Here is a 25121-nt window from a genome sequence, read left to right as displayed (position 1 = left end):
AACCACTTTAACTCTGCAAAGGAAAACCATGAGAATTCGTAAACGCGCACTCACATTTGAAGATGTACTTTTAGTACCACAATATTCTGAAGTTCTTCCCAAAGAAGTTTCTCTTGAAACAAAACTAACACGTAATATAACACTAAAAATTCCTATGGTTTCTGCAGCAATGGATACGGTAACTGAATACCGTGCTGCAATTGCAATGGCTAGACTTGGAGGGATAGGTATTATCCATAAAAACATGGATATAGAATCACAATGCCAACAAGTAAAAAAGGTTAAAAAATCTGAAAGTGGTATCATCATTGATCCTATCTATGTTCATCCAGATGCTACTTTAGCTGATGCTGAAGCACTTATGAATGAGTTTAGAATTTCAGGTGTACCTGTTGTTGACGGTCATAACAAGCTTTTAGGTATTTTAACTAACCGTGATATGAGATTTGAAAAAGATATGAAAAAACTTGTGTCTAAAGTGATGACATCTATGCCACTTATTACTGCTACACAAGGAATTGATCTTGACTCTGCAGCAGATATTATGCACCAAAATAAAATTGAAAAACTTCCAATTATTGATGATGAAGGTTTCTTAAAAGGTCTTGTTACTATCAAAGATATCAAAAAACGTATAGAATATCCACAATCAAACAAAGATGATTTTGGTCGTTTAGTTGTAGGTGCTGCTATTGGTGTAGGACAGATGGATAGAGCAAAAGCACTTGTTGATGCTGGTGTAGATGTTTTAGTTCTTGATTCTGCACACGGACACTCAAAAGGTATCTTAGATACTGTAAAAGAGATCAAAAAAACTTTAGCTGTAGATGTAATTGCAGGAAACATTGCGACTGCTGAAGCGACTGAAGCACTCATTGAAGCTGGAGCTGATGGCGTAAAAGTTGGTATTGGCCCTGGTTCTATTTGTACTACACGTATCGTAGCTGGTGTTGGTGTGCCACAAATCTCTGCAATTGATGAGTGTGCAGCAGCAGCTAAAAAACATGGTGTACCTATTATTGCCGATGGTGGTATCAAATATTCTGGAGATATTGCAAAAGCATTAGCAGTAGGTGCTAGTTGTATTATGGCTGGTTCACTTTTAGCAGGAACTGAAGAGAGTCCAGGTGAGACTATTATGTTCCAAGGACGTCAATACAAATCATACCGTGGTATGGGAAGTATTGGGGCTATGCAAAAAGGTTCTAATGACAGATATTTCCAAGAGGGAACTGCAGCAGATAAATTAGTTCCAGAGGGTATTGAAGGTCGTGTTCCATTTCGTGGAAGCATTGCTGGAATAGTACATCAAATGATGGGAGGTCTACGTTCATCTATGGGTTACTGTGGAAGTGAAAGTATTCCAGCATTTTGGGATAAAGCTGAATTTGTTGAGATCACTTCAGCAGGTCTAAAAGAATCTCATGTTCATGATGTTATCATCACTCAAGAAGCTCCGAATTACCATGTATAGTCCGATAAAGGAAGTCAATTCCTTTATCTTCGCTCACGCCGCTGTGGCGACTAAAGCTAGCCTTTTGGCAAAGGCAGAAATTTAAAATTATGACAAACTCACAACAAGTACAATATGCTGGTTTTGGTATCAGGTTTTTAGCTTCACTTTTAGACACTTTTTTTCTTGCTCTTCCTGTTGGTATAGTTATCTATATTATCAGTGGTGGAGCGTGGTTTGACTTTGCAACATACCAACAAAATCTTCAAATGGCTATGAGTGGCAATATTCATGCACTCGATCAACAACCACAAACTTCTTTAACATGGGAACTTATTTTTGAAATTGCTGTTTTAGTTGTTACTATTATTTTTTGGAAACAATTTAAAGGTGCTACACCTGGAAAAAAAGTTTTGCATATCAAAATCGTTGATGCCAAAAGCTTTAAAGATATTTCAAATACACAAGCAATTACACGATCTCTTGGTTATATTCCTTCAATTTTATTACTTGGATTAGGTTTTCTTATAATTATCTTTAGAAAAGATAAACGTTCTCTGCACGACCTACTCGCAAATACAGCAGTTATACACACTGAAGATTAAATTATCAAAAAGTTATAATTTTTTAACAATACTTTTATATTTTCTATGTAAAATATACTCTCGCTTTACAAAATTAAAATGAACAGGGGTATAAAAATGAAAAAAATTCTAGGTTTTGCATTTGCAATCGCACTTGCTTTTATGGCTAGTGGTTGTACAATGATGAAAATGGGTACAGCATTTATTAAACTTGAGCCTGAAACTCAAGAGGCTTATGCTAAAATGATGGATAGTATCGATACATATGGTGATCCAGCAAAAGCAATGATGATCGAAACAAAAATCAATGATGATGTAACAAATGATGACGCTGTAGAAGCTATCAAAGCTATCACTGAAGAACGTAATATGAGAGTTACAGGCGATGTTAAAATGTTTACAAAAGAAGATGCAGCTCCAGATGAAGTGAAACATGCTCGTATCATCTCTGTATGTAACTTAACTACTGCAAAAGTATTTTTAAATCATTCAAGATATTACGGTGGTTTTATGCCATGTAGAATTATGCTAGTTGAGTATGGAAATGGTGATAGATTCTTAATTACTATGGATTTAACTTTAGCGATTAAAGGTGGTAAACCACTTCCTCCAGAGATGTTAAAAGCAGCTCTTATAGTTAAAGATACAATGGAAACTTTAATTAAAAATGGTGCAGCAGGAGAGTTCTAAGAAACTCCCCATTTAAGTAGGGTTTTTATAACCCTACTCTTTCTTCCTCTTTCTCACTTAGAAAAAAACTATCAACACTTATATTTTTAAATGCAGCATTTAGTGAAGTAAAAAGTTGTGGATGTTCTTGCTCCATCTTTTCTAACATATCTTTTGTGTTTGCCCTTGCATAAGGCATTTTCACATCAAAACGCATCGCTGGACATGCTTCATCCCCAATAGCTTCTATCGCATTATCTACAACAAAAGCACGCAGTTGACGCTCACGCATTTGAATAAGTGGACGAATAACTACCAAACCATTTTCAGCCGTATATTTAGGTGCTAATGAGCGTAGTTGCCCATTATAAATAAAGTTCATAAAAAAACTCTCTGCTGCATCATCTAAATGATGTCCTAAAGCCACTTTATTACACCCTAGCTCTTTTGCTGCAGTATAAAGATAACCTCTTCTCATACGTGAAAAGAAACTACAAAATGATGAGTTTTTACGGATTTTTTCTTTTGCAAGATCATACGTCTCTGTTTCTTTAAGCACATGAGGTATTTCATGTTCTTTACAATGCTTTTGCAAGTTTGAATAGTTCTCCCCCATTCCATAAGTTACAGTAACAGCTACAAATTCAAACTTAAATGGGGCACGTCGTTGTTGTTCTTTAAGAGCATGAATAAGTGTTAAAGAGTCTTTACCACCACTAAGACCTACAAGAATCTTATCACCCTCTTCTATAAGTCCAAACTCAGCATTTGTTTTGCCAAGTTTAGACATGATTTTTTTAGAAAGTTTTATACTCATTTAGTCGCAATAACTTCTAACATTTTCATAACAAACTCTGCAGATTCAACTGCACTTGTTTCTAAAAACTCATCAAAACTAAAACTTGCATCCATGTCTGCCGCATCACTAATAGCACGCAGTATAAAAAATGGAACATTTAAAGCATCACAAACAACTGCAACACTTCCACCTTCCATCTCTAAAGCATCTGCACCAAATGTATCACCTATCCAGTTTTTACGCTCTTCATTTGCAACAAACTGATCTCCTGTTGCAATAATTCCTTCACGCACTTTTTTACCTAAACTTTGTGCTACATCTTTACTTATGTCTATTAACTCTCTATTTGCCTCAACATACACTGCACCCTCTGGAACATAACCATACGGGTGCCCAAATGCTGTAATATCAAGATCATGTTGTGAAAGTTTTGTTGCAACAATCAGATCACCAACTTTTAGTTCTGAATTAATCGCTCCTGCTACACCACTAAAAAGTAATTTTTCACATCCAAAATGCTCTATCAAAGTTGTCGCAGTTAATGTGGAAAAAACTTTTCCTATTTTTGAATACGCTACAACTACATCTATACCATTGTAACTACCTTCATAGTACTTGTTCCCAGCATATTCAATTGTCAAATAAGTCTCTAATTTTTCTAAAATTGGAGCTATCTCTTCTGGCATTGCTCCCATAACTGCTATTTTCATTTTACACCTCGTAAGTTTCTATCATCTCTTTAAATTTTGGTAGTTTTGCCACCATTTTTCCATGCTCAACTATACAACTACCACCCCAAAAACCTAAACCATCTTCAAAACCAACGCGATTAACAAAAATTAGCTTTGAATTTGTTTCTACAGATAACTCTTGAATAATTTTATACCATTTATCTTCAATCACTAAACCATCATCATAAAAGCCTCTTGCAGGTGATGCTACTAGTGCTATAATAATATCTGGAGCTAATTGTATGATCTCTTTATGCACATTTTCATACCATAAATCTTCACACACTAACATAGATATTTTTTTACCATTGAGTTCGAAGACCTCAAAACCATCTCCACCTTCATAGTAACGGGCTTCTTCAAACATTCCATAATTTGGTAAATGTACTTTTATATGTTTTGAAACTAATGAACCACCACTAAAATATAAAGCTGTATTTCTAAAAAGTTTATTCTCATTTATAGCTGCACCAACAACTATATCTATATCACTACTCAATAGAGCTAAGTCTTGAAGTTCTTCCTCTTGCCATGCATCTTCGTAAAGTTTATCTTGTAACATATATCCACTAAGACTGAGTTCTGGAAATACAATTAAATCAGACTCATTTTTTATACTATTTACTATAGATATAACATCTTCTAAGTTAGTTCTATTTAACTTAGGAGATGTTTGTGCAAGAGTTATTTTCATTTATGCGCAGATTTCCTCTTTTACCTTTGCAAGTGTTACCATATCAGAGACATTAAGTGTAGTTAAACCCTTGCCAATTCTTCTGTTGAGACCTTTTAAAACTACACCATTACCAAACTCGATTGCTACATCTACATCATTCTCAATCGCTTCGATTGATTGTTTATATTTTACAGGAGATGTTAATTGTTCTTTTAAAAGAGCGATTGCATCTGTTTTTGACTTATACGGTTTCGTTGTAACATTAGAGATTACTGGAGCTTCAAAACTATCAGCTACCATGCTATCCATTAACGTACCTAATTTTTCTACAGCTGGTTCTAACAGTGCACAGTGAGAAGCTACCGACATATTTAAAACTAATGCACGTTTTGCCCCTGCATCTTTAAATGTTTGCTCTAATGATACTAAATCAGGTTTTAACCCTGCCACAACAAGTTGCCCATCTTGATTATAGTTTGCTGGCCAAACTTTTTTTCCTGCACTTTGAGCATCCGCACAGATTTTCTCAACAGATACATCATCTAAACCAACAATAGCCATCATTCCAGCTTCAATCTCACTACAAGCATCTTGCATAAAAGCTCCACGGTTATGTACCAATTCTACTGCATCTACATAATCAATAGCACCACTTGCACAAAGAGCAGAAAACTCACCTAAAGAGTGACCTAAAAAGAGCTCAGCTTTAATATCTGGACAAGCTTGTTTAAAAAGTTTATATGCAATCATCTGTACTAATAAAATAGCAGGTTGTGTATATGCAGTCTCATTTAGTTTTTCATTCTCTTCAAAAATAAGTGCTTTAAAGTCAACTCCTATTCTCTCTGAAGCTTTTTCAAACATCTCACGAGCAAGTTCAGAATTTTCATAAAAATCTTTCCCCATACATATTGCTTGTGAACCTTGTCCTGCAAAAATCATTGCAATTTTACTCATTATTTTCTCCTTCTAAATACTCTTTATTTTCAGATATTTTCTTTCTTAGTGTGTTTCTGTTAAGCCCTAATCTATCAGATAATTGTAATTGTGATTTAAAACGGGTTAAACCTGCTCTAATTAATGGAACTTCATAAAGGTACAAATAGTTTCTATAATCACTATTTGAACCTAGTTTTTCAAATAAATAATTTTCAATAATCCCCATAAGCTCATTGTCATCAATATCTTGAAGTAAATAACTAATCATCACTTGTCGTCTTAACGAATTAGCATTATCTGATAAATCTGGTTTAAAATTTTTTATATCAAATTTACTATCCCCACCAAACAACTCTACTGCATCTTTGACAAATAACTTGATCAACTCTTGAACATCTTCATCTCTTCGTACTAAAGGTGGAATGTCAAATTTTACACTAAAGAGATCATCAAGATACTCATTACTAAATGATTGTCTAGATGTAGCAACTACTCTAGTTTTATTTTTTTTAATAGTATCAATCAAAAGTTTTAAATTTGGGAAGTTATCAATATCGATAATAATAATTTCATCAGAACTCTCCAATGCTTGTAGGAGCTCTTCAAAATTAGATGCATCTATTGCTGTTGCATTTGGCAAGATAAAAGAAGCCAATGTTCTTTTACCTACACCATTTTCACCCATTATAAGGGCATTTATCGTCAATGATTTTAACAGCGTCGCTGTTTTAAATGCTTGACTAGATGCTTCAGAAGCTGTTATAAAATTAGTGACATCCACAGCTGCCGCCGCCAGTTCCGCAACAACCATCATCAGCTGGTTTATTCTCTTCTGGAATACCAGTCATAGCTTCTTCAGCCGATGCATCTCTCACATTGTTAATAGTTACAGTGAACATTAAACTTTTTCCAGCTAATGGGTGGTTAAAATCGATGATTACTGCTGCATCTTGAATCTCTTTTACGATTACTTGTACAGTTGATCCATCTTCACCTTGACCATAAAGTGTCATACCCTCTTGAAGATCAATTCCAGCAAATTGCTCTTTTGGAACCTCTTGAGTAGCTTCAGGATTGTATTCACCGTAAGCATCAGCAGGTTGAACTAATACATCACCTTTATCACCGATTGTCATATCTTTAATTCCGTTTTCTAAACCTGGAATTATTTGTCCTTTTCCAAACATAAATACTAATGGAGCTGCACCAACATTACTATCTACTACTGTATCCCCATCACGTACTTCGTATTCTATAGATACGATTTGATTTGTTTCTATTGCCATAATATTACCTTTGTTTTTAATTTCGAGATTTTAACATATTGTATGTTAATTCAAAAGTTTTTTTGCTTTAATTGCTTCTTTTGAATTTGGATATTTACTGATAATCGCATTATAAAAAGTTTTTGCATGTGATATATCTCCAGTTTTCTCCATCGAAATTGCAGTATGCAACATTAATTCCGGCATATAAGAAGCTTTTGAATATAACTCTGATGACTTTTTAAAGTATGAAATTGCTTTAGCATAATCTTTTCGTTTATACCACATCTCAGCAATCATATAATGAGCATATGCTGGTTTATAATTTCGTTCAATAAGTTCTGTATACTCTTCTATCGCTTTTGTGTAGTACTTTTTATCAAAATTTTCTTTAGCACTATTATAAAGCTCTGAACTTCCAAGTTTACTTGATGTTGTAGTTGTTTTAGAAGGTTTTGTTTTCAACTCTTTTGAAACAAGTGATTTAAATTCATTAATATCGTTTACAAGATCATTAAACTCTTTTTTTGAAACATAATCAGTATTAATTTGATCAACCAATTTAGAGATTTCAAGTGTTTGTTCTTGTAAAACTTTGATAGTTTGCGAATCTTGTTGCACTAATTCTGAAAGTCTTTTTTGATACTCATTAGAGTTGTTACTATCAACTACATTTTTATCTTCTAACTCTTTTAAAGCTATTTTATTGTTGTGTGATTTTCTACTTAGTGCTTCAATAATATCTTGAAGTCCATCAATTCTTTCTCTTAAAGAATCTAACTGTGAAGCATGTGTTTTTGTACTAAGATCAACTTTGCGAAGTTTTTTCTTAGTTTCTAAAATGGCTTTTTCATCTGGAGTCAATCCATAAGGATTATCACTTGAGAGATCTCCTGCACCAAACGCTGATGGTTCGGCACAGTTAAGAGAAAGAGAGATTGCAGCACTAAGTAGTAAGGCTTTTGTACTGCGATTCATAGAACAAACTTTATGGTAATAGTTTAAAGTTTACTCTACGATTTTGCGACCAGCACTCTTTAGTTTTATCTGTACATACTGGATTACTTTCACCATAGCTTACCATAGAGATACGAGTTTCATCGATACCCTCAGCAACTAAAGCTTTTTTAACTGCTTCTGCACGTTTTAAACCTAAAGCGAAGTTGTACTCATCACTACCCCACTCATCACAGTTACCTTCCAGTTTAACACTATAAGCTTTTGCACCATTATTTCCAAGAGTAGCAGCAGCTACAATTTTGTCCTGAGCTTGTGCAGTGATATCAAATTTATCAAAATCAAAATAGATTACAGGTAAGCTTTTCTCAACTTCATCTACACTCATTCTAACAATGTTTTCTGAACTAGAGCTAACTACACTCTCTTCAGCAGCAACTTCTTCTGTTACAGGAGCTTTTACTTCTTCAGCTTGAACGCTAGGAGTGTTCTGAGGTTCAGAATCAATAGCAGGCTCTTTTGAGCTACATCCACTAAATAATAAAAGTGCTACGGCAACGCTAGAAAGTACCAAACTTTTCATATCTTATATCCTTAATTATGATTTGAAATATTATAGCAGAAAACTATTAACTTTTTACCAATCCATAGACTGAACTCTTCCATATTGTAATGGGAAAAGATAGTTTTTATTATATTTTAATCTTATAATACCAATTGCACTTTGATTTTTATAGTTTTTTATAAAAATAATGGCATCTCCATCTTTTGAAAACCTTGGAAACTCGTTTATTCCTGTAGCTGTAAGGCGTCTAATAAAATCAGATTTAGTTGAAATTAAATGTAAATTAAAAGTATTTTCACTAAAACTATTTGAACTCTCTCTTGCTTTATACACAACATATTCTCCATGTGCACTACAAGCAGAGTTGTTTTTTCCATAGTAAACAAGTTGTTCTACTGCATTACTATTTAAACTTTTTGAAAACACATTTGGATACCCAAGTCTTGATGAAATAAATACAATTTTATCTTTACCCATAAACTGAGCATTCACATCTATCCCACCATATTTTGTAACCCTTTTATATTTATTTGTATTTACATTATAAGTATAGATATCAGGTTGACCTTTTGGTGCCATTGTAAGTAAAAGTGTTTTTTCATCAGTACTCACATCAGAACAAACTAACATACCATCTGATGAAATCAAACTTTTGATTTGTCCTGTTCTTATATCAACATATTTAAGTGTTGGTTTAGAATCTAAAGATGAATAATAAAAAGCAGTCTGTGCTTTATTTGCCCATTTAGGGAACAGATTAAAACCACCTTTAATAATCACATGTTGATACCGTAATGTATAATCTGAGATAACAATTTCACTTTTTTTAGGACCAACTACACGAGAAAAGATCACTTTTCTTTTCATCCATTCAACTGAAGGTTCACCCATAAATTCATTTATATCATATGCAATGGCATGAGTTACAAAAACATATAATGACTGCTTACTTACTTTATAACTTTTTGAAAAAACTTCTTCATTTTTATTTAAAAGTTTTGTAGATATATTTAAAGCCCCGTTGTCATCCTCTTCCAGTTTATATCTCAGTACATAATTAAGATCTTTATTCTCAACCAAAACATCTGTATCATTATAGTTTGAAATTCTATGGTGTCTATCTACATTGAAGATAGAGATAACATTTAAATCAGCTACTAAAGATTTAAATACTTGTAATTTAAAAGTGTCATCATAGTTGATTGAAGCATCTTCTATTGCTAATGATGGTAAAGAATCAACTTTTTTTATAACATCAATTGTTGCATCACTTGCAAATAATAAAATAGATGTAAATATTAATGAAAATAGTAATCTCAAAATTACTCCTTATTCTCTGGAATTAATTGAATAATCACCCTTGATTTTTGATGTTCAGGGTTTTTTGGAAAGATAACTGAGCTAAGTTTTTGTTTCATTTTATCAGCTTCTTGGTTTAAAGACTCATTGGATGAATAGTTTAACACTCTAAAATCTAACATCTTTCCAATTGGATCGATCTCTATTACAATTTTTACTATATTTCCCTCTGAATTCATTGGAGGAGAAAAATTATCATAGACTATAGCTTGAATTTTAGCTAAATATTCGTTAACTTCCTCAGCACTTGAACTGCTTTGTCTCTCTTTATCATTTGTCGTTGTATCTATATTCTGAATTTTTTCTGAAAGCGATGCAACCTCTTTTTGTTTACTTGTTTGTACTCGCTTGGATATCTCTTGTATCCTTTTTGAGTTTACCTCTTTAGGTCTTGTTTTAGTATTATCAATCTTTTGTGTCCAAACATCACTAAAAAGATCATTCACATCAACATTTTTAGGAACTTCACTAGCTTCAGGGATACTAATGGCTTGTGTAGATTTTTTCTGCGATAGTTGTTTCATCATGACTGGAGTTGCAAGTGAAATAGATACAAAATTATCTTTTTTTAAACCATATGTTTTTGTTGTATTGACACTAAATAACAAACCTGCAAATAGAAATAAAAAAGTTAAAAATATAAAGAGTGATATAAACCCACTTATATAAAAATATTTTTCTTCTCTAACCATTTGTTGCTAAAGAAACCTCAGTAAATCCAGCCTGTTTTACAGCTGCTAATATAGACATGACAATACCATAATCTAAACTCTCATCAGCACTAATAAGTACTGTTGCTTTTTTATCAAGCTTAGTTGCATACAAGTAAAAATTATCATGAAAACCACTCAATAAAAAGTTGTCTTTATTTATCTGAATATTTTGTTCTTTATCTATTGTTATATGAACAGGGGGAATTTTTGCAACTTGTTTTGTAGTTGAGCCTTGTGGAAGTTTGATATTTTCCTCAAAGATAATATTTGGAGCAATTACCATCAAAATTGCTAGTAATACTAACATCACATCTACTAATGGAGTGATATTTAATTCAGGTTTTTCATCCCAATCGTATAACATATTTTACGCCTTACGGGCTAAAAGTGCATCACTTTGCATCTGTATATGACTAATCACATCATATGCTAATCTTTTTAATATTTGGTGGTATGTATAAGAAAATACCGCTACAAATATACCTGCTGCTGTTGCTATTAAAGCATCTGACACACCTGTAGAGATAACAGACATACTTCCACTAGTTTGCCCAATATGCGTAAATGTGTCAAGGATTGACACTACTGTACCAAAAAGTCCAATAAATGGTGTTGTGGAAGCAAAAACAGAGATAATAGAAAGACCTTTTGTCGCCTCTTTAGTAGATGCTAATTGTCCTAATTGTAAAACTTCTTTTGAAATAAAATTACTCGTTTTTACAAAATTATTTAAAAAAGAGTTCTCATTGACTCTTGTGGCACCAAGTAAGAGAGCTTCAAGTGAAGCACTCTCATTTTTTAGCCACGTATTAAGAGAAAAATAGCGATAGAAAAACACCCAATTTAAAACTATAAAATATACTGCCAATAAGACAAGTACACCAATAGTAACTGGATGAGATTTTAAATAAAAATCTATTATATTATTAAGCATATATTACAATAACTTTTGTGCAGCTGTTTCAATTTTAGCCGATACAGCAGCAATCGCAGTACTTGAGTCTGCGATTTCATTAATAAGTTGTTTAGCTGCATCAAGAGCTTTAGAGATTTCTGTCTCTGTCTCACCACGAATAGCAGCAGCACCTTCAACTAATACAATAACTTTTTCTTCATCAACATGAGCTACACCCCAGTTGATAACAATAGATTCGACTGATTTATCCTCTTTTTCAACATCAACTACACCAGCTTCTAACAAAGTTGTTAGTGCAGCATGGCCAGCTAATACACCGAATTCTCCCTCTACACCAGGAAGAACTACGCTAACAGCTTCATCGTTATAGATTTCACCGTTAGGAGTTAGGATTTCAAGTTTAAACTTATCCATTACAGTCCTTTATTCAAACAAAATTATTTGTTTTTTTCGAATTTCGCGATAGCTTCGTCCATGCCACCAACCATATAAAAAGAGTTCTCTGACATATGGTCATAATCACCGTTTAAGATACCTTTGAAACCAGAAATTGTATCTTCAAGTTTAACATATTTACCAGGTGAACCTGTAAATACTTCAGCAACGAAGAATGGTTGTGACAAGAATTTCTCAATTTTACGAGCACGCTCAACAACATTTTTATCATCTTCAGAAAGCTCATCCATACCAAGAATAGCGATGATATCTTGAAGATCTTTATACTTTTGTAAAGTTTGTTGTACACCACGAGCTACGTTATAGTGTTCTTCACCTAAAATTTGTGGATCAAGTAATCTTGAAGTTGAATCAAGTGGATCAACTGCAGGATAGATACCTTTTTCAGCAATTTTACGGTTAAGTACTGTTGTTGCATCTAAGTGCGCGAAAACTGAAGCTGGAGCCGGGTCAGTTAAGTCATCCGCAGGTACATATACAGCTTGAACAGATGTAATTGAACCATTTTTAGTTGATGTAATACGATCTTGTAATGCACCCATTTCACGGCTAAGAGTTGGTTGGTAACCAACAGCTGAAGGGATACGTCCAAGAAGTGCAGACATCTCTGAACCAGATTGAGCAAAACGGAAGATGTTATCGATGAACATAAGAACATCAAGTTTTTTCTCATCACGGAAATACTCAGCCATAGTCAGACCAGTTAAAGCGATACGGTTACGTGCCCCAGGAGGCTCACTCATTTGACCATAGCACAGTGCAACTTTGTCAAGTACGCTTGATTCTTTCATCTCATGGTAAAGGTCATTTCCTTCACGTGTACGCTCACCAACACCAGCAAATACTGATAAACCATCATGACCATGAGCAACATTGTGAATAAGCTCCATGATAATAACTGTTTTACCAACACCAGCACCACCGAATAGTCCAACTTTACCCCCTTTTGCATATGGAGCAAGTAAGTCAACAACTTTGATACCTGTTTCAAACATCTCAGTAGTAGTTGATTGATCAACTAATGCTGGAGGTGCACGGTGAATTGACCATTCAGGAGCATCTTGAACTTGCTCACCACCATCAATTGTTTCACCAATTACATTAAAGATACGTCCAAGAACTTTCTCACCAACTGGAACTTTAATAGGAGCACCAGTAGCTTTTGCATCCATACCACGGACAAGACCTTCAGACATATCCATAGCAATAGTTCTTACACGACCATCACCTAAGTGAGCAGCAACTTCTAACACTAATCTGTGTTCACTACCTTCAACACTAACATTAACTTCAATAGCTTCGTTTATTACCGGAAGATAACCATCGAAATCAACATCAACAACAGGACCCATTACCTGGCTAATTTTTCCAATCATATTTTTCTCCATTATTTCATACTCTCTACACCACTAATAATTTCTATTAGTTCAGTAGTAATCGCAGCTTGACGCGCTTTATTAAATTCAACATTTAAGCTTTTCACCATCTCTTTAGCATTATTCGTTGCTGTATCCATCGCTTGCATACGAGCTGAATGTTCAGCTGCAACTGAATCAATTAAAGAGTAGTACATGTTATAACTAACATATTTAGACACTAAAGAGTTTAACATTTTCTCTTCATCTTGTGCTTCAACTTCTATAGTAGAATTTTTTTGAACCTCTTTACAATCAAATTCTTCAGAGTTAATTGGTAAGATTTGATTTACATGTAATTGTTGAGTAATCATATTTAAGTACCCATTATATACTACATATAAACCATCAATTTTACCCTCTTGAAAATCAATGATAGAAGCTTCAATAAACTCATCAGATCTATCTTTATCTGGTTTTGAACTTAAATCTACAACAGTGTCAAACATCTCAACTTCGTTGTAATTAAAATACTCAACACCTTTTTTACCGATTCCACGTAAACGCACTTTTACATTTTGTTCTTTGTATTGTTTCAAAAGTTTGTTAACAGCTTTAATAGTTTGCACATTAAAACCACCACATAAACCTTTATCTGCAGTTACAAAAACAATATCAACCATCTTCGGATTTTCAACTGCTTCAAAGAAACGGCTGTCTAATCCTCCAACTTTACTACAACTAATGCGCCCAGCAATTTCGGCAATAACCTGATTCATTTTCTCTGCATAAAGACGTGAGCGTTTTGCTAACTCTTCTGCACGACGAAGTTTCGCAGTCGAAACTAGTTTCATCGCACGAGTCGTCTTTTGAGTGCTTGAAACACTCTTAATTTTTCTTTGAATATCTTTCAAGTTTGCCATAAAGTATTCCTTAAGACGCTATGAAGCTAGCTTTGAACTCTTCAAGTGCTTTTTTAAGTAATGCTTCTGTTTCATCATCAATTTTTTTAGAACTATTAATGCTCTCTAAAATTTGAGGATAAGATGCTTCGATAAATGGATACATTTCAGCTTCAAAACGTGTAACGTTTGATGCGTCCATATCATCTAAGAAACCTTCGTTACCTGCGAAAATAATAGCAGCTTGTTTCTCAGCAGATAATGGAGAGTATGGAGGTTGTTTAAGAACCTCTACCATTCTTTGTCCACGCTCTAGTTGTTTACGAGAAACTTCATCAAGATCAGATGCAAATTGAGCAAATGCTTGAAGTTCACGATACTGAGCAAGATCAAGTCTTAAAGTCCCTGCAACTTGTTTAGTAGCTTTAATTTGAGCAGCACCACCAACACGAGATACAGAAAGACCAACGTTAATCGCTGGACGTACACCTGAGTTGAAAAGGTCTGTTTCAAGGAAAATTTGACCATCAGTAATTGAGATAACGTTAGTTGGAATATACGCAGCAACATCACCAGCTTGAGTCTCAATAATTGGAAGAGCTGTTAGTGAACCTGCACCCTCTTCATCAGAAAGTTTCGCAGCACGCTCTAACAATCTTGAGTGAACATAGAAAACATCCCCTGGGTATGCTTCACGACCTGGAGGACGACGAAGGATAAGTGACATCTCACGGTAAGCAACCGCATGTTTAGATAAATCATCATATACAATTAGACCATGTCTAGCGTTATCACGGAAATATTCACCCATTGTAACACCAGTATATGGAGCTAAGAATTGTAATGCAGCAGCTTCAGCAGCAGTTGCAGAAACAACAATTGTATATTCCATTGCACCATGTTCTTCTAAACGACGAACAATTTGAGCAACAGTTGACTCTTTTTGACCTACTGCAACGTATACACAAACAACACCATTACCTTTTTGGTTAATGATTGTATCAAGTGCAACTGTTGTTTTACCAGTTTGTCTATCACCAATGATAAGCTCACGTTGACCACGACCGATTGGTACTAGTGCATCAATAGCTTTAATACCAGTTGCCATTGGTTCATGAACTGATTTACGCGCCATAATACCAGGAGCTTTTTCTTCAACGAAACGAGTTTCAGTTGTTTCAATTGGTCCTTTACCATCGATTGGCTCACCAAGAGCATTTACAACACGGCCAAGAAGTGCATCACCAACTGGAACACGAAGAAGTTTTCCTAAACGTTTTGCACTCATACCTTCACGAAGATTTTCACCAGAACCAAGGATAACGATACCTACACTTGCTTCCTCAAGGTTCATTGCTAAACCTTTTGTACCATCTTCAAATTCAACCATTTCCCCTGCCATTACATTACTTAGTCCGTAAACTTTAGCAACACCATCGGCATAAGAAACAATCTTACCTGTTTCATTAATATCAACATTTAGTTCAAAATTGTCGATACGTTCTTTAATTATTGAGCTGATCTCATCAGCTTGGATTTTTGCTACCACTACTTCTCTCCTCTCTTGAAGTTAAATTGCTTTAATAATATGTTGAATAATTTGATTATTAATTCTATCTTTAGAGAAATTAATCTCTACACCAAGTCCTTCTACTGCAACTTTAATCCCATTAAAATCATTTTTTTGGAAATTCAAAGTTATTGTAGAATCAAACTTTTTACTTAGTCCGCTACTTAAATCACCAATAACTTTTGCGTCTAGTTCACTATCACAGTAAACTGTCCCCTCAAAAGTTTTAGTTGAAATAGCTATCTCTTTTTTTAATTCTTGAGAGATAGCTGGAATAATTTCAACTCTTTTATTTTGCACTAAAAGTTTTATAAAATTATCTAACTGTTCAGACTTAGCTGGCTTTACTGCTTCTAAAAGAATACTAGATTTATCTGCAATTGATACATTTGGATTAGTAACAACTGTTATAAACTTTTCATCTTTGAAAGAATCAGATAAAGCAGAAAAAATATCACTTACAGCTTGAATAGATGTTGGATCAATTCCCTCTTTTAAGGCTTTAACATATCTTTTTGCTATCAATTCTTCCATGTACTATGCCACCTTCTTTAAAATAACATTAGCCATAGCTTCTCTATCAAAGAGTTCAGAACTTTGATTTAATGTCTCAGAAATAACTTCTTCAACAACCTCTGCAACCATACCTCTAGTTTCAAAATCTTTTTTAGTTTCATTTTGTTTCGCTAAAACTTCAAGATCAGAATCACATTGAGCCATGATTGTGTCGTTTAAAATTTTGTTCTCTTTTTTAGATGTAGCAGCTAACTCTTCAGCAAACTTTTCAGCTTCAGAAATTTTAGCTAACGCTTCTTTTTTAAGTTCGACAGATTCTTTGAGTTTGTCTTGAACTTTATTTAACTCATCAGCAATCGCATTACTTCTTGATGCGAAGTAATTTTTTGCTGGTTCAGCCACAAGATACCAAATAAGCCCAGCAAATAATAAGAAGTTAACAGTTCTTTGGATGATATCAGTATCTCCATGCCCTGCTTCAGATGCAAATGCCATAGATGATATCATTAGTAATAACACTAAAATTCTACTCATTTTACACCCCTATATCTGACTTACTTTAGCTGTAATAGCTTCTTTAAACATTGGAACTTGAGCCATAAGCTCTTTTGTCAACTCTTCCTTAGATTTTGCTAGTGACTGCTTGAACTCTGTATAATCAACTGCCAGTTCAGCACGTTTCGCCTCTAACTTATTCTCTGCCAACTCTTTTGCATCTGTAATAACTTTTTCTCTTAGGGCCGCAGCTTCTAGTTTAGCGTTCATAATAATTGATTGTGCTTTAGCTTGTAATTCGGCGATTTCAGAATCATTTGAACCTACTTTATCGAGGTCTTTTTTAATATCTTCGTCACGTTTGTTCATAAAGCTAAACAATGGATTATAAAGCCAACTATTCAGAACGGCTATAAGTGAAACAAATACAACAAACGTAGCCAAAAGTAATATTGGATTTATATCTAACATAGCACCTCCTAAAAGTTGCGTGATTATACTATTATTAAATTGAAAAGTTAGTTAAACGAGGTAAAAAATTTGAAAATTTGAGAGGTTTTATGCTAAGTGCGCTAAAAATTCGCTTATCTCATCTTCCGATGAAAACTCGATGGTTAGCTTATTTCCAGAGGTTTTATAGTTGAATTCAAGTCTATCTAATTTCTCTTGTAAATCAGAAAAGTCGTATGTTATTTTACTACTCTGAGTAGGAGTTTTCTCCACAATCTGGCGTCTATCCTTAATCATAGACTCAACATCACGTACTGATAACTTTTGTCCAATGATAGAGTTTACCATCACTTCTTGCTCTTTTTCATCAAGTCCAACAAGGACTTTGGCATGTCCAGCTGTAATAGTTTTATCTATAAGTGCTTTTTGTGTTTTTTTAGATAACTGCAATAACCTCATAGTATTTGTAATGTGTGTTCTACTTTTATGAATCATTGAAGAGAGCTCTTCATGTGTTAAATCATGTAGTTTTAGTAACTCTCCATACGATTCAGCTAACTCGACAGAGTTTAACTCTTCACGCTGAATATTTTCAATAAGTGCGAGTTTGCGCATTTTTTGATCATCAGAGTTCAGCACTATTGCTCTAATCTCTTTAAGTTTTGCTAATTTAGATGCACGAAAACGTCTCTCACCTGCAATTAAAACATAACCATCGATATCTTCTTTAACAACTACAGGTTGAAGTAGTCCATCATTTTTGATAGATTCAGAGAGTTCAGAAAGAGCACTTTCGTCAAAATGTTTTCTTGGCTGAAATGGATTAGGACGGATATCTTTAAGAGGAATCTCTAGGATATGATCTTTTTGAGAACCTTCATTCCCATAAGCTTCATCAATCTCCCCTAAAAGAGCATCTAATCCACGACCAAGTTTTTGACTTTTCACTTCACTCACCTCTACTCAATAATTGCTTGTGCTAAATTTTGATATGCTATTGATCCAATTGATTTTACATCATATAAAATTGCAGGTTTTCCAAATGATGGAGATTCAGCTAATTTAACATTTCGTGGAACGACAATATATTTACTGTCTTTGTCTATAAATAGTTTTCCTTTAAAATGTTGTTTTAAATCTGCAAATACTTGTTTTGAAAGATTGTTTTGCGATGAATACATCGTTGGAACAAACCCTTTGATATTTAACTTTGGATTGATCGATTTTCTTACAAGTTTGATAGTGTTAAGCAACTGTGCTAAACCTTCTAATGCAAAAAACTCACATTGAATTGGGATAATCACAGAATTAGATGCCGAAAGAGCATTGATAGTCATAGGTCCAAGCGCCGGAGGTGAATCGATTATAATATAATCGTAATCTTTTATAATAGTCGCTATAGCTTTTTTTAAAACTAATTCACGTCCTTTTGCTTTATCTGCATCGTAGTACTCTTTTTCTATACCAACCAAACCAATGTTTGATGGGGCGAGATGCAGTGTTGGGAGATCAGATTTTAAAATAATATCTTTGAGTTTTTTAGCGCCAATAAGTACATGGTAAATATTAAACTCATAATCGTTTCTGTGAAACCCTAGTGACGTTGTGGCATTCGCTTGAGGATCAGAGTCAATTAACAACACTTTTTTTTCAGCAACAGCTAGTGAAGCTGCAAGGTTTACTGCAGTTGTAGTTTTACCAACTCCACCTTTTTGATTTGCTATTACGATTACTTCGCTCATCTTAAACTGTATATCCTCTCGCCATCGATATTTAAACTGCCATCTTCTTCGAGTTTAGCATTACTTAAAGAAACTTTTTTATTTTTTATATGTACAAAAAGTTTATGATTGTTGTGAAATTCTAACTTATATTTTCTAAAAACTTTCTTCCATAATAGATTTTTTTCAACTTTTTTTAAATAACCCTCTATGAGTTGTCTCTTGTCAAGCTCTATATCTATTATCTCAAATTCTACTGGAGCTTCTATTAAGTTGATACCGACACCGCATACAAGTGTGTTTTCAATTATGTTCGTTATCATACCACCAATTTTCTTATCTTTGATATAAAAATCGTTTGGCCACTTTAAAAAAACCTCTGAACCAAGTTCTGATAATGTCTCTTTGAGAAGATAGGCAAAATATATCGAAGCTGATTCGAGTTTTAAATCTTGAGGAAGTTTATCTAAGGGAATAGCAAATGAAAGAAAAAGATTTCCTCGTATACCACTCCAAGAGTTATCTCTACTGCCAATCCCATTTGTTTGCATTTCTGATGATACTGCTATCGGCAATTTTTGTTGTGTAGTTTTTTGTAGTAAATTTTTTAAGTATGTTTGTGTAGAGTCAACTTCATCAAGATAAAGTATCTGCAACACCTATCCTTTTGCCGTTTAAATAGCCGATGATATTCATCTCTTTTTTTGATTCTGGCTGTACATGGAAAATTTCTAACGCTCCAGAGTTGCAACCTACAACAATACTCTCTTTTTTAACTTCTAAAATTTTTCCAGCTTCATTTTTTGAGTTTTTATCTACTAAAGCGATCTTTTTAAGTTTTAAACCACTTTGTAAATATATTCCAGGCCATGGAGTAAATGCTCTGTATTTGTTATAAAGTTCATTTGCATCTTCAAACATCACTTCTCCGTCTGCTTTTGTGATCTTTGTGCAATGCGTTGCTAAATTTTCATCTTGCTTGATCGGAGTATACTGTGAAAAATTTTTGAGTACATCAACTGTTAACTCTGAAGCAACACTTGTCAGTCGATCAAATAAAGTTGCCACCATCTCATCATCAGCCACATCTATCTCAGAGATTTTTATAATGTCTCCAGTATCAAGCCCCACATCCATAAGCATTGCTGTAACACCTGTTTTATCATCACCATTTAAAAGAGTTTGTTGGATCGGACTTGCACCTCTGTATGCTGGAAGAATTGAAGCGTGAAGATTTATACACGGAGCGTGATCGAGTACCTCTTTTGGAAGTATCTGCCCGTACGCTGCAACAACTATAAAATCACATGAAATTTTTAATAACTCTGCAACAGTCTGCTCATCACGTAATCTATTTGGTTGGTAAACTTCGATCCCATTTTCTAGCGCAGTTGTTTTTACAGGGGGTGGTGTTAATACTTTTTTTCTACCGACAGGTTTATCTGGTTGCGTGTAAACTGCTACCACATTTATCCCCTCTTCTGCAATCAGTGTTTTTAAAATTTCATCTGCATACGATGGTGTCCCCATAAAAATAATATCCACTACACATCCTTTGTAAATAAAGTACCGCCTATATGCTCTTTTTTCAACATAAAACTTTTCACATCACTCAAATCAAATCCACTTGCTAAAAACATTTCTAAATTATTATCTAATAAATACGAAGCTGCTTTTAGTTTTGTAACAATTCCGCCTGTTGCAAAAAGATTGTTTGGAGTCACATCTCTTTGTAACTCTTCTTGTGCAATTTTATGTACAATTTTTAATCTTTGTGCATCTTCATGTTTTCGTGGGTCTTTATCATAATACGCATCAATATCAGAAAGTATAATAAGCATATCTGAAGCTGTGTGTTTTGCCATATATGCTGAGAGTTGATCATTATCCCCTACAACAAGCTCTTCAACTGCTGTTGCATCATTTTCATTTACGATTGGAATAACTCCATTTGCTAACAATGTATCTACTGTATTTTTTATTTTTTGTATTTCATCTGCACGAGCTAAATTTGCAGCAGTGACTAAAACTTGTGCAGTAATAATATCAAACTTGTCAAATTTTTGTGCATATTTTTGCATTAAAACTGGCTGACCTATTGCTGCTAGTGCTTGTTTATTTGCTAAAATACTACGATCAAGTTGTAGTTTTGTATACCCACCTGCTACTGCACCTGATGATACAAGTATCACTTCATTCTCTTTTTTTAGCTCTGCTAAAAATGCAACCAATGCTCTCATTCGATCAAGTGCAATGGTTCCATCTTGTGTTAAAACTGCACTTCCAACCTTAACAACAATTCTTTTCATTATTTTTTTTCTCTGTCACTTTGTACTAAATTAAAAAGGGCGTACTTTAACCCTTCTATATTTTTATGAGTCGCAGAAGAGATTGGTAAAATGAAATAAGGTTTCTCTTTTTCATACCCTAAAGTCTCATCTACATCATCTTGTATATAATATGGTATGCTTAAATCAAAATCAAAACCATTTTTTTGACTTGGCTCTAAGTCCATCATCTTAATAAAACCACTTACTAACTCTTCAATTTCATCTGGTGGGACTATATCTACACGAGTAAGTGCTATAGCATATTTTGAAGTTCCAAGTTTCTGTGAAAAAGATGCAACTTCCTCTTTTAAAACATCAATTTGCTCTTTAAGATCACGATATGAAGCAAGATCGATCATAAACAGAAGTGTTTTTGTTCGCTCAATATGGCGAAGAAACTGAATACCTAAACCTTTACCCTCGTGAGCTCCACCGATAATTCCAGGAATATCTGCCATTACAAATGACTCATAATCCCCAATGTTTACCTGACCTAGTTTTGGTGTAAGTGTTGTAAACTCATAGTTAGCAATCTCTGGACGAGCATTTGAAACTGTTGAGATTAAAGTTGATTTACCAACATTTGGGAAACCTACAAGTCCAACATCAGCAATGAGTTTTAATTCTAGTTTAATATGACGAGTTTCGCCCTTTTGTCCAGGTTGAGCGTATGTTGGTCTTTGGTTTGTAGAAGATTTAAAGTGAGTATTTCCAAGTCCACCTTTTCCACCCTCTAAAAATTTAAACTCTTCACCATCATTTACAAGGTCTAAAAGTACTTCGCCTGTTTCCATATCGACAACTTGTGTGCCAGGTGGTACGATGATTACTTTTTTTGCACCAGATTTTCCAGTCATAAGTGAACCTTCACCTGGACGACCATTATCTGCCTTTATGTGCATCTTTCTTTGAAAGTGCGAAAGTGTATGTGTGTTATTATCACATTTAAACCAGATGTCTCCACCTTTTCCACCATCACCACCATTTGGTCCACCATTGAGTACAAATTTTTCACGGCGAAATGCTACACAACCAGCACCACCTTTTCCTGATGAAACTGTTAATTCGACACTATCTGTAAACAAGTGAACTCCTGATATTAATGTTTAGCCTTAAAAGGTAATTATAGTAGAATTATGAGTAAATCTCATAATTCGTTAGCAACAAAATGTTAAAACTGCTTACAACTCTAACAACAAATACTTAAAAACCTACTCATCTTCACAAAAGTAGCTTGTTAAACATTTGGGTTTGAATTTAAAATTTTTGAAGGATTTATATAAAATACAATGCTTGGGAAAACCCCAAACATCTAAAATGCAGAATTATGCAGCAGGGATGATAGAAACTTGTTTACGTTTCTTATCTTTTCTTTCAAAAGAAACTACACCGTCAACTAAAGCGTAGATAGTGTGGTCTTTCCCCATACCTACATTTTTACCTGGGTGAACTTTTGTTCCTCTTTGGCGAATAATGATGTTACCAGCAACTACAGCTTCTCCACCATATTTTTTTACACCAAGTCTACGACCTGCTGAATCACGGTTATTCTGTGTACTACCCTGACCTTTCTTATGTGCCATCTTACCTCTCCTCTTTTAGTTTAGCTTATGCAGCGATTTTCGTGATACGAACACGAGTGTGATCTCTTCTGAAACCACGTTTTACTTTACTGTCTTTACGACGACGTTTTTTGAAGATAACAACTTTCTTGTCACGACCTTCACTGATTACTTCAGCAGTTACAACAGCACCATCAACATATGGAGCACCCATTTTAAGCTCACCTGCGTTTACTGCTAAAACTTCTTTGATTTCGATAGTAGCTTCTGGTTCTAGAGACATTTTATCTAAGTTTAAAACATCACCCTCTTGAACTTTATATTGCTTACCACCATTTTTAATAATTGCGTACATCTATGGTCCTTAAATTATATCTATGTATATGTATTTCTACAAAAAGTGCGGAATTATACCCAACTTAGTTTTAAGTTTTGTTTAATTGTTTGTGTTTTTTAATTTTGCGAAGCACTTGTATTACTTTTAGAATAGTAGTTCGTATCAGCAAAAAAAGTAAATAAATTATGAAAGTATATATAAATGGGTGAAGATAATTTCCTCTTTCACTCATCAATAATAATCTTTGACTTGCTGATCCAAAGAGATCAGGATGGATCAAAAGTGCCAAGAGGATAAGAAACGTGATAAATATACCACTTTCTCTTATCATTATGCGTTTCATACTACATCAAACCTCGCATCATCAGATACCAGTACATTGGTTTTAACATATAAAGATCAAATGCCCACCATATCCATCTTTGTTCACCTACATCAAGAGGAAATGATGGTGCTGCTCCTTTATAGTCAAACTCTGCAAGGATGATTTTTCCATACTGTGTTTTGAGTGGACATACAGTATAACCATCAAATTTCTCTTTAGGCTCTTTTCCTTCCATAACCGCTAAAAGGTTTCCTACCATGATTGGTCCATGGTGACGTGCTGAACCACCAGTTTTTCCTTTTGGTACACCACAAATATCACCTATACCAAATACATTTTTATAACGTCTGTGTTGCAATGTATACTGATCTACTTCAAGCCACCCTTTACCAGTACCTTTTTGCCAAGCAAGAGAAGAAGAAGCAACTGCATCAACACCAGCCATCGGTGGAACGATATGGATAAAATCATATTTCATCTCAACACGCTCAGTTTTTTTGATGATTTCATACTCTTCTAAATCTTCATCATATTCACCTTGTTCTTCGTACTTATGTTCAAATGTTGCTATCTTATTTTCAGCATCAATCGCCACTAAATTATGTCCAAATTTATTCGTGATATTTCCATATCTTGGTTGAACTTCCTCTTCTAAAGTTTTATTTACTTCAGGGACACTAAAAAGATTTGAACTCGTTGTTGCAAAGGTGTAATCTGCACTCAAATTATCTTTTTTCAAAAAATCATCACTTAAGTAAAGTATCTTTTGAGGTGCACCACCACATTTTATAGCTGTAGCAGGTTGTGTACATATAACCTTAGGTGTACCTTTTTTAGCTGCTTCTTTGAGGTTGTTGAACCAATCCCAAGTTATAGAACCACCATTAGCAGTTCCAGCTTCAGCATCATTAAGATATACAGAAGATATACCATTTTTCCCTATCATATCTTTTGTCAAACCATCGATCCATTCATAATGATACTGAAGTCCAGTTGCTACTACTAGGTAATCATAACTTACCTCTTGACCTGCACGAGTGATTACTTTATTGTTATCAGGATCAAAAGTTTTTACCTCATCTTTAATCCATTCAACATCATCAGGAATAAAATCTTTGTTATCTTTTACGATATCTTCAAATGTATACTCACCAGCGGCCATAAATACCTGTCCAGGTTGATAAAGGTGTTTTTCATTTGGTGCAATTAATGTAATATTTGGATTTGACAATGCTGAGTGTAATCTTGCCATAGCCATGATTCCACCAGAACCACCACCAACGATTACTATTTTGCCCTCTGCTGAAGATGATGCCTCAACCGTTGTAGCTTCACCAACAGCTCCACTCAACAATAAACCTGCTGCAATTGGCGAGAGTCCCATAAGCTTTAATGCTTCACGACGACTCATCCCAGAACTATTTACAACCTCATCCATAAACTCTTTTTTCTTATCCATACTTTTTCCCCTTTGTA

The 25121-nt window shown here is 34.3% G+C and carries 31 protein-coding genes; 3 read left to right on the top strand and 28 right to left on the bottom strand.

Annotation, left to right across the window (positions count from 1 at the left end; all coding sequences use genetic code 11):
• The first annotated feature begins 28 nt into the window (after positions 1-28).
• The 3 genes from guaB (at position 29) to ACQY56_RS07325 (ending at position 2727) form a co-directional block, all read left to right on the top strand.
• Positions 29-1474, top strand: a complete 1446-nt coding sequence (guaB, locus tag ACQY56_RS07335; protein ID WP_428737274.1) for an IMP dehydrogenase — start codon at positions 29-31, stop codon at positions 1472-1474.
• A gap of 89 nt (positions 1475-1563) precedes the next feature.
• Positions 1564-2058 carry an RDD family protein gene (locus tag ACQY56_RS07330; protein ID WP_428737273.1) on the top strand — a complete coding sequence of 165 codons (495 nt, stop codon included), beginning with the start codon at positions 1564-1566 and terminating at the stop codon, positions 2056-2058.
• A gap of 96 nt (positions 2059-2154) precedes the next feature.
• A complete protein-coding gene (locus ACQY56_RS07325) occupies positions 2155-2727 on the top strand; it encodes a DUF302 domain-containing protein (RefSeq protein WP_428737272.1) in 573 nt (190 codons plus the stop codon).
• 25 nt (positions 2728-2752) lie between these two features.
• Here ACQY56_RS07325 and ACQY56_RS07320 read toward each other — a convergent pair whose 3' ends face one another.
• The 28 genes from ACQY56_RS07320 to ACQY56_RS07185 all read right to left on the bottom strand — a co-directional run bounded on the left by ACQY56_RS07320 (position 2753) and on the right by ACQY56_RS07185 (position 25104).
• Complete coding sequence (locus tag ACQY56_RS07320) at positions 2753-3523, bottom strand: tRNA 2-thiocytidine biosynthesis TtcA family protein (protein WP_428737271.1); 771 nt, start codon at positions 3521-3523, stop codon at positions 2753-2755.
• Positions 3520-4215 (bottom strand): 5'-methylthioadenosine/adenosylhomocysteine nucleosidase, encoded by a 696-nt coding sequence (locus tag ACQY56_RS07315; RefSeq protein WP_428737270.1) that lies wholly within the window; start codon positions 4213-4215, stop codon positions 3520-3522. Before ACQY56_RS07315 ends, ACQY56_RS07320 begins: the two co-directional genes overlap by 4 nt.
• Position 4216: 1 nt before the next feature.
• On the bottom strand, positions 4217-4930 hold the full coding sequence (locus tag ACQY56_RS07310; RefSeq protein WP_428737269.1) for a nitrilase-related carbon-nitrogen hydrolase: 714 nt from the start codon (positions 4928-4930) through the stop codon (positions 4217-4219).
• On the bottom strand, positions 4931-5869 hold the full coding sequence (gene fabD / locus ACQY56_RS07305; protein WP_428737268.1) for an ACP S-malonyltransferase: 939 nt from the start codon (positions 5867-5869) through the stop codon (positions 4931-4933).
• Positions 5862-6665 (bottom strand): Fis family transcriptional regulator, encoded by an 804-nt coding sequence (locus ACQY56_RS07300; protein ID WP_428737267.1) that lies wholly within the window; start codon positions 6663-6665, stop codon positions 5862-5864. Before ACQY56_RS07300 ends, fabD begins: the two co-directional genes overlap by 8 nt.
• Complete coding sequence (locus ACQY56_RS07295) at positions 6619-7137, bottom strand: FKBP-type peptidyl-prolyl cis-trans isomerase (RefSeq protein WP_428737266.1); 519 nt, start codon at positions 7135-7137, stop codon at positions 6619-6621. The genes ACQY56_RS07300 and ACQY56_RS07295 overlap by 47 nt, the downstream gene beginning before the upstream one ends.
• A 45-nt stretch (positions 7138-7182) precedes the next feature.
• Positions 7183-8094: a tetratricopeptide repeat protein gene (locus tag ACQY56_RS07290; protein WP_428737265.1), complete on the bottom strand. Its 912-nt coding sequence runs from the start codon at positions 8092-8094 to the stop codon at positions 7183-7185.
• Between the two features lie 10 nt (positions 8095-8104).
• A complete protein-coding gene (locus tag ACQY56_RS07285) occupies positions 8105-8656 on the bottom strand; it encodes an OmpA family protein (protein ID WP_428737264.1) in 552 nt (183 codons plus the stop codon).
• A gap of 54 nt (positions 8657-8710) precedes the next feature.
• Positions 8711-9958: a Tol-Pal system protein TolB gene (gene tolB / locus ACQY56_RS07280; protein ID WP_428737263.1), complete on the bottom strand. Its 1248-nt coding sequence runs from the start codon at positions 9956-9958 to the stop codon at positions 8711-8713.
• A 2-nt stretch (positions 9959-9960) separates the two neighbouring features.
• The gene (locus tag ACQY56_RS07275; RefSeq protein ID WP_428737262.1) at positions 9961-10689 is read right to left on the bottom strand and encodes a TonB C-terminal domain-containing protein; all 729 of its coding nucleotides are present in this window, start codon (positions 10687-10689) and stop codon (positions 9961-9963) included.
• Positions 10682-11074 carry an ExbD/TolR family protein gene (locus ACQY56_RS07270; RefSeq protein WP_428737261.1) on the bottom strand — a complete coding sequence of 131 codons (393 nt, stop codon included), beginning with the start codon at positions 11072-11074 and terminating at the stop codon, positions 10682-10684. The genes ACQY56_RS07275 and ACQY56_RS07270 overlap by 8 nt, the downstream gene beginning before the upstream one ends.
• A gap of 3 nt (positions 11075-11077) precedes the next feature.
• Positions 11078-11644 (bottom strand): MotA/TolQ/ExbB proton channel family protein, encoded by a 567-nt coding sequence (locus tag ACQY56_RS07265; RefSeq protein WP_428737260.1) that lies wholly within the window; start codon positions 11642-11644, stop codon positions 11078-11080.
• Positions 11645-11647: 3 nt separating this feature from the next.
• Positions 11648-12040: an ATP synthase F1 subunit epsilon gene (gene atpC, locus ACQY56_RS07260; protein ID WP_428737259.1), complete on the bottom strand. Its 393-nt coding sequence runs from the start codon at positions 12038-12040 to the stop codon at positions 11648-11650.
• Positions 12041-12063: 23 nt separating this feature from the next.
• A complete protein-coding gene (gene atpD, locus ACQY56_RS07255) occupies positions 12064-13458 on the bottom strand; it encodes a F0F1 ATP synthase subunit beta (protein WP_428737258.1) in 1395 nt (464 codons plus the stop codon).
• A gap of 11 nt (positions 13459-13469) precedes the next feature.
• The gene (gene atpG, locus ACQY56_RS07250) at positions 13470-14360 is read right to left on the bottom strand and encodes an ATP synthase F1 subunit gamma (protein WP_428737257.1); all 891 of its coding nucleotides are present in this window, start codon (positions 14358-14360) and stop codon (positions 13470-13472) included.
• A 10-nt stretch (positions 14361-14370) separates the two neighbouring features.
• The gene (gene atpA, locus ACQY56_RS07245; RefSeq protein ID WP_428737256.1) at positions 14371-15888 is read right to left on the bottom strand and encodes a F0F1 ATP synthase subunit alpha; all 1518 of its coding nucleotides are present in this window, start codon (positions 15886-15888) and stop codon (positions 14371-14373) included.
• A 21-nt stretch (positions 15889-15909) separates the two neighbouring features.
• Positions 15910-16443, bottom strand: a complete 534-nt coding sequence (locus tag ACQY56_RS07240; protein WP_428737255.1) for a F0F1 ATP synthase subunit delta — start codon at positions 16441-16443, stop codon at positions 15910-15912.
• A 3-nt stretch (positions 16444-16446) separates the two neighbouring features.
• On the bottom strand, positions 16447-16959 hold the full coding sequence (locus ACQY56_RS07235) for a F0F1 ATP synthase subunit B (protein WP_428737254.1): 513 nt from the start codon (positions 16957-16959) through the stop codon (positions 16447-16449).
• A 9-nt stretch (positions 16960-16968) separates the two neighbouring features.
• Entirely contained in the window at positions 16969-17391 is a 423-nt protein-coding gene (locus ACQY56_RS07230; protein WP_428737253.1) for a FoF1 ATP synthase subunit B', read from the bottom strand.
• 87 nt (positions 17392-17478) lie between these two features.
• Positions 17479-18318 (bottom strand): ParB/RepB/Spo0J family partition protein, encoded by an 840-nt coding sequence (locus ACQY56_RS07225; RefSeq protein WP_428737252.1) that lies wholly within the window; start codon positions 18316-18318, stop codon positions 17479-17481.
• Between the two features lie 11 nt (positions 18319-18329).
• Complete coding sequence (locus ACQY56_RS07220) at positions 18330-19112, bottom strand: ParA family protein (protein WP_428737251.1); 783 nt, start codon at positions 19110-19112, stop codon at positions 18330-18332.
• The gene (locus ACQY56_RS07215) at positions 19109-19750 is read right to left on the bottom strand and encodes a biotin--[acetyl-CoA-carboxylase] ligase (RefSeq protein ID WP_428737250.1); all 642 of its coding nucleotides are present in this window, start codon (positions 19748-19750) and stop codon (positions 19109-19111) included. The genes ACQY56_RS07220 and ACQY56_RS07215 overlap by 4 nt, the downstream gene beginning before the upstream one ends.
• Positions 19728-20636 carry a methionyl-tRNA formyltransferase gene (gene fmt, locus ACQY56_RS07210; RefSeq protein ID WP_428737249.1) on the bottom strand — a complete coding sequence of 303 codons (909 nt, stop codon included), beginning with the start codon at positions 20634-20636 and terminating at the stop codon, positions 19728-19730. Before fmt ends, ACQY56_RS07215 begins: the two co-directional genes overlap by 23 nt.
• The gene (proB, locus tag ACQY56_RS07205; RefSeq protein WP_428737248.1) at positions 20636-21400 is read right to left on the bottom strand and encodes a glutamate 5-kinase; all 765 of its coding nucleotides are present in this window, start codon (positions 21398-21400) and stop codon (positions 20636-20638) included. Before proB ends, fmt begins: the two co-directional genes overlap by 1 nt.
• Complete coding sequence (obgE, locus tag ACQY56_RS07200) at positions 21400-22506, bottom strand: GTPase ObgE (RefSeq protein ID WP_428737247.1); 1107 nt, start codon at positions 22504-22506, stop codon at positions 21400-21402. The genes proB and obgE overlap by 1 nt, the downstream gene beginning before the upstream one ends.
• 240 nt (positions 22507-22746) lie before the next feature.
• A complete protein-coding gene (rpmA, locus tag ACQY56_RS07195) occupies positions 22747-23004 on the bottom strand; it encodes a 50S ribosomal protein L27 (RefSeq protein ID WP_193114403.1) in 258 nt (85 codons plus the stop codon).
• A 25-nt stretch (positions 23005-23029) separates the two neighbouring features.
• A complete protein-coding gene (gene rplU, locus ACQY56_RS07190; protein WP_428737246.1) occupies positions 23030-23338 on the bottom strand; it encodes a 50S ribosomal protein L21 in 309 nt (102 codons plus the stop codon).
• 326 nt (positions 23339-23664) lie between these two features.
• Positions 23665-25104 carry an NAD(P)/FAD-dependent oxidoreductase gene (locus ACQY56_RS07185; RefSeq protein WP_428737245.1) on the bottom strand — a complete coding sequence of 480 codons (1440 nt, stop codon included), beginning with the start codon at positions 25102-25104 and terminating at the stop codon, positions 23665-23667.
• Positions 25105-25121 lie beyond the last annotated feature (17 nt).

Source organism: Sulfurimonas sp. (assembly GCF_050296975.1).
Taxonomy (GTDB): Bacteria; Campylobacterota; Campylobacteria; order Campylobacterales; family Sulfurimonadaceae; genus Sulfurimonas.
This window is presented reverse-complemented; position numbering and strand designations above follow the sequence as displayed.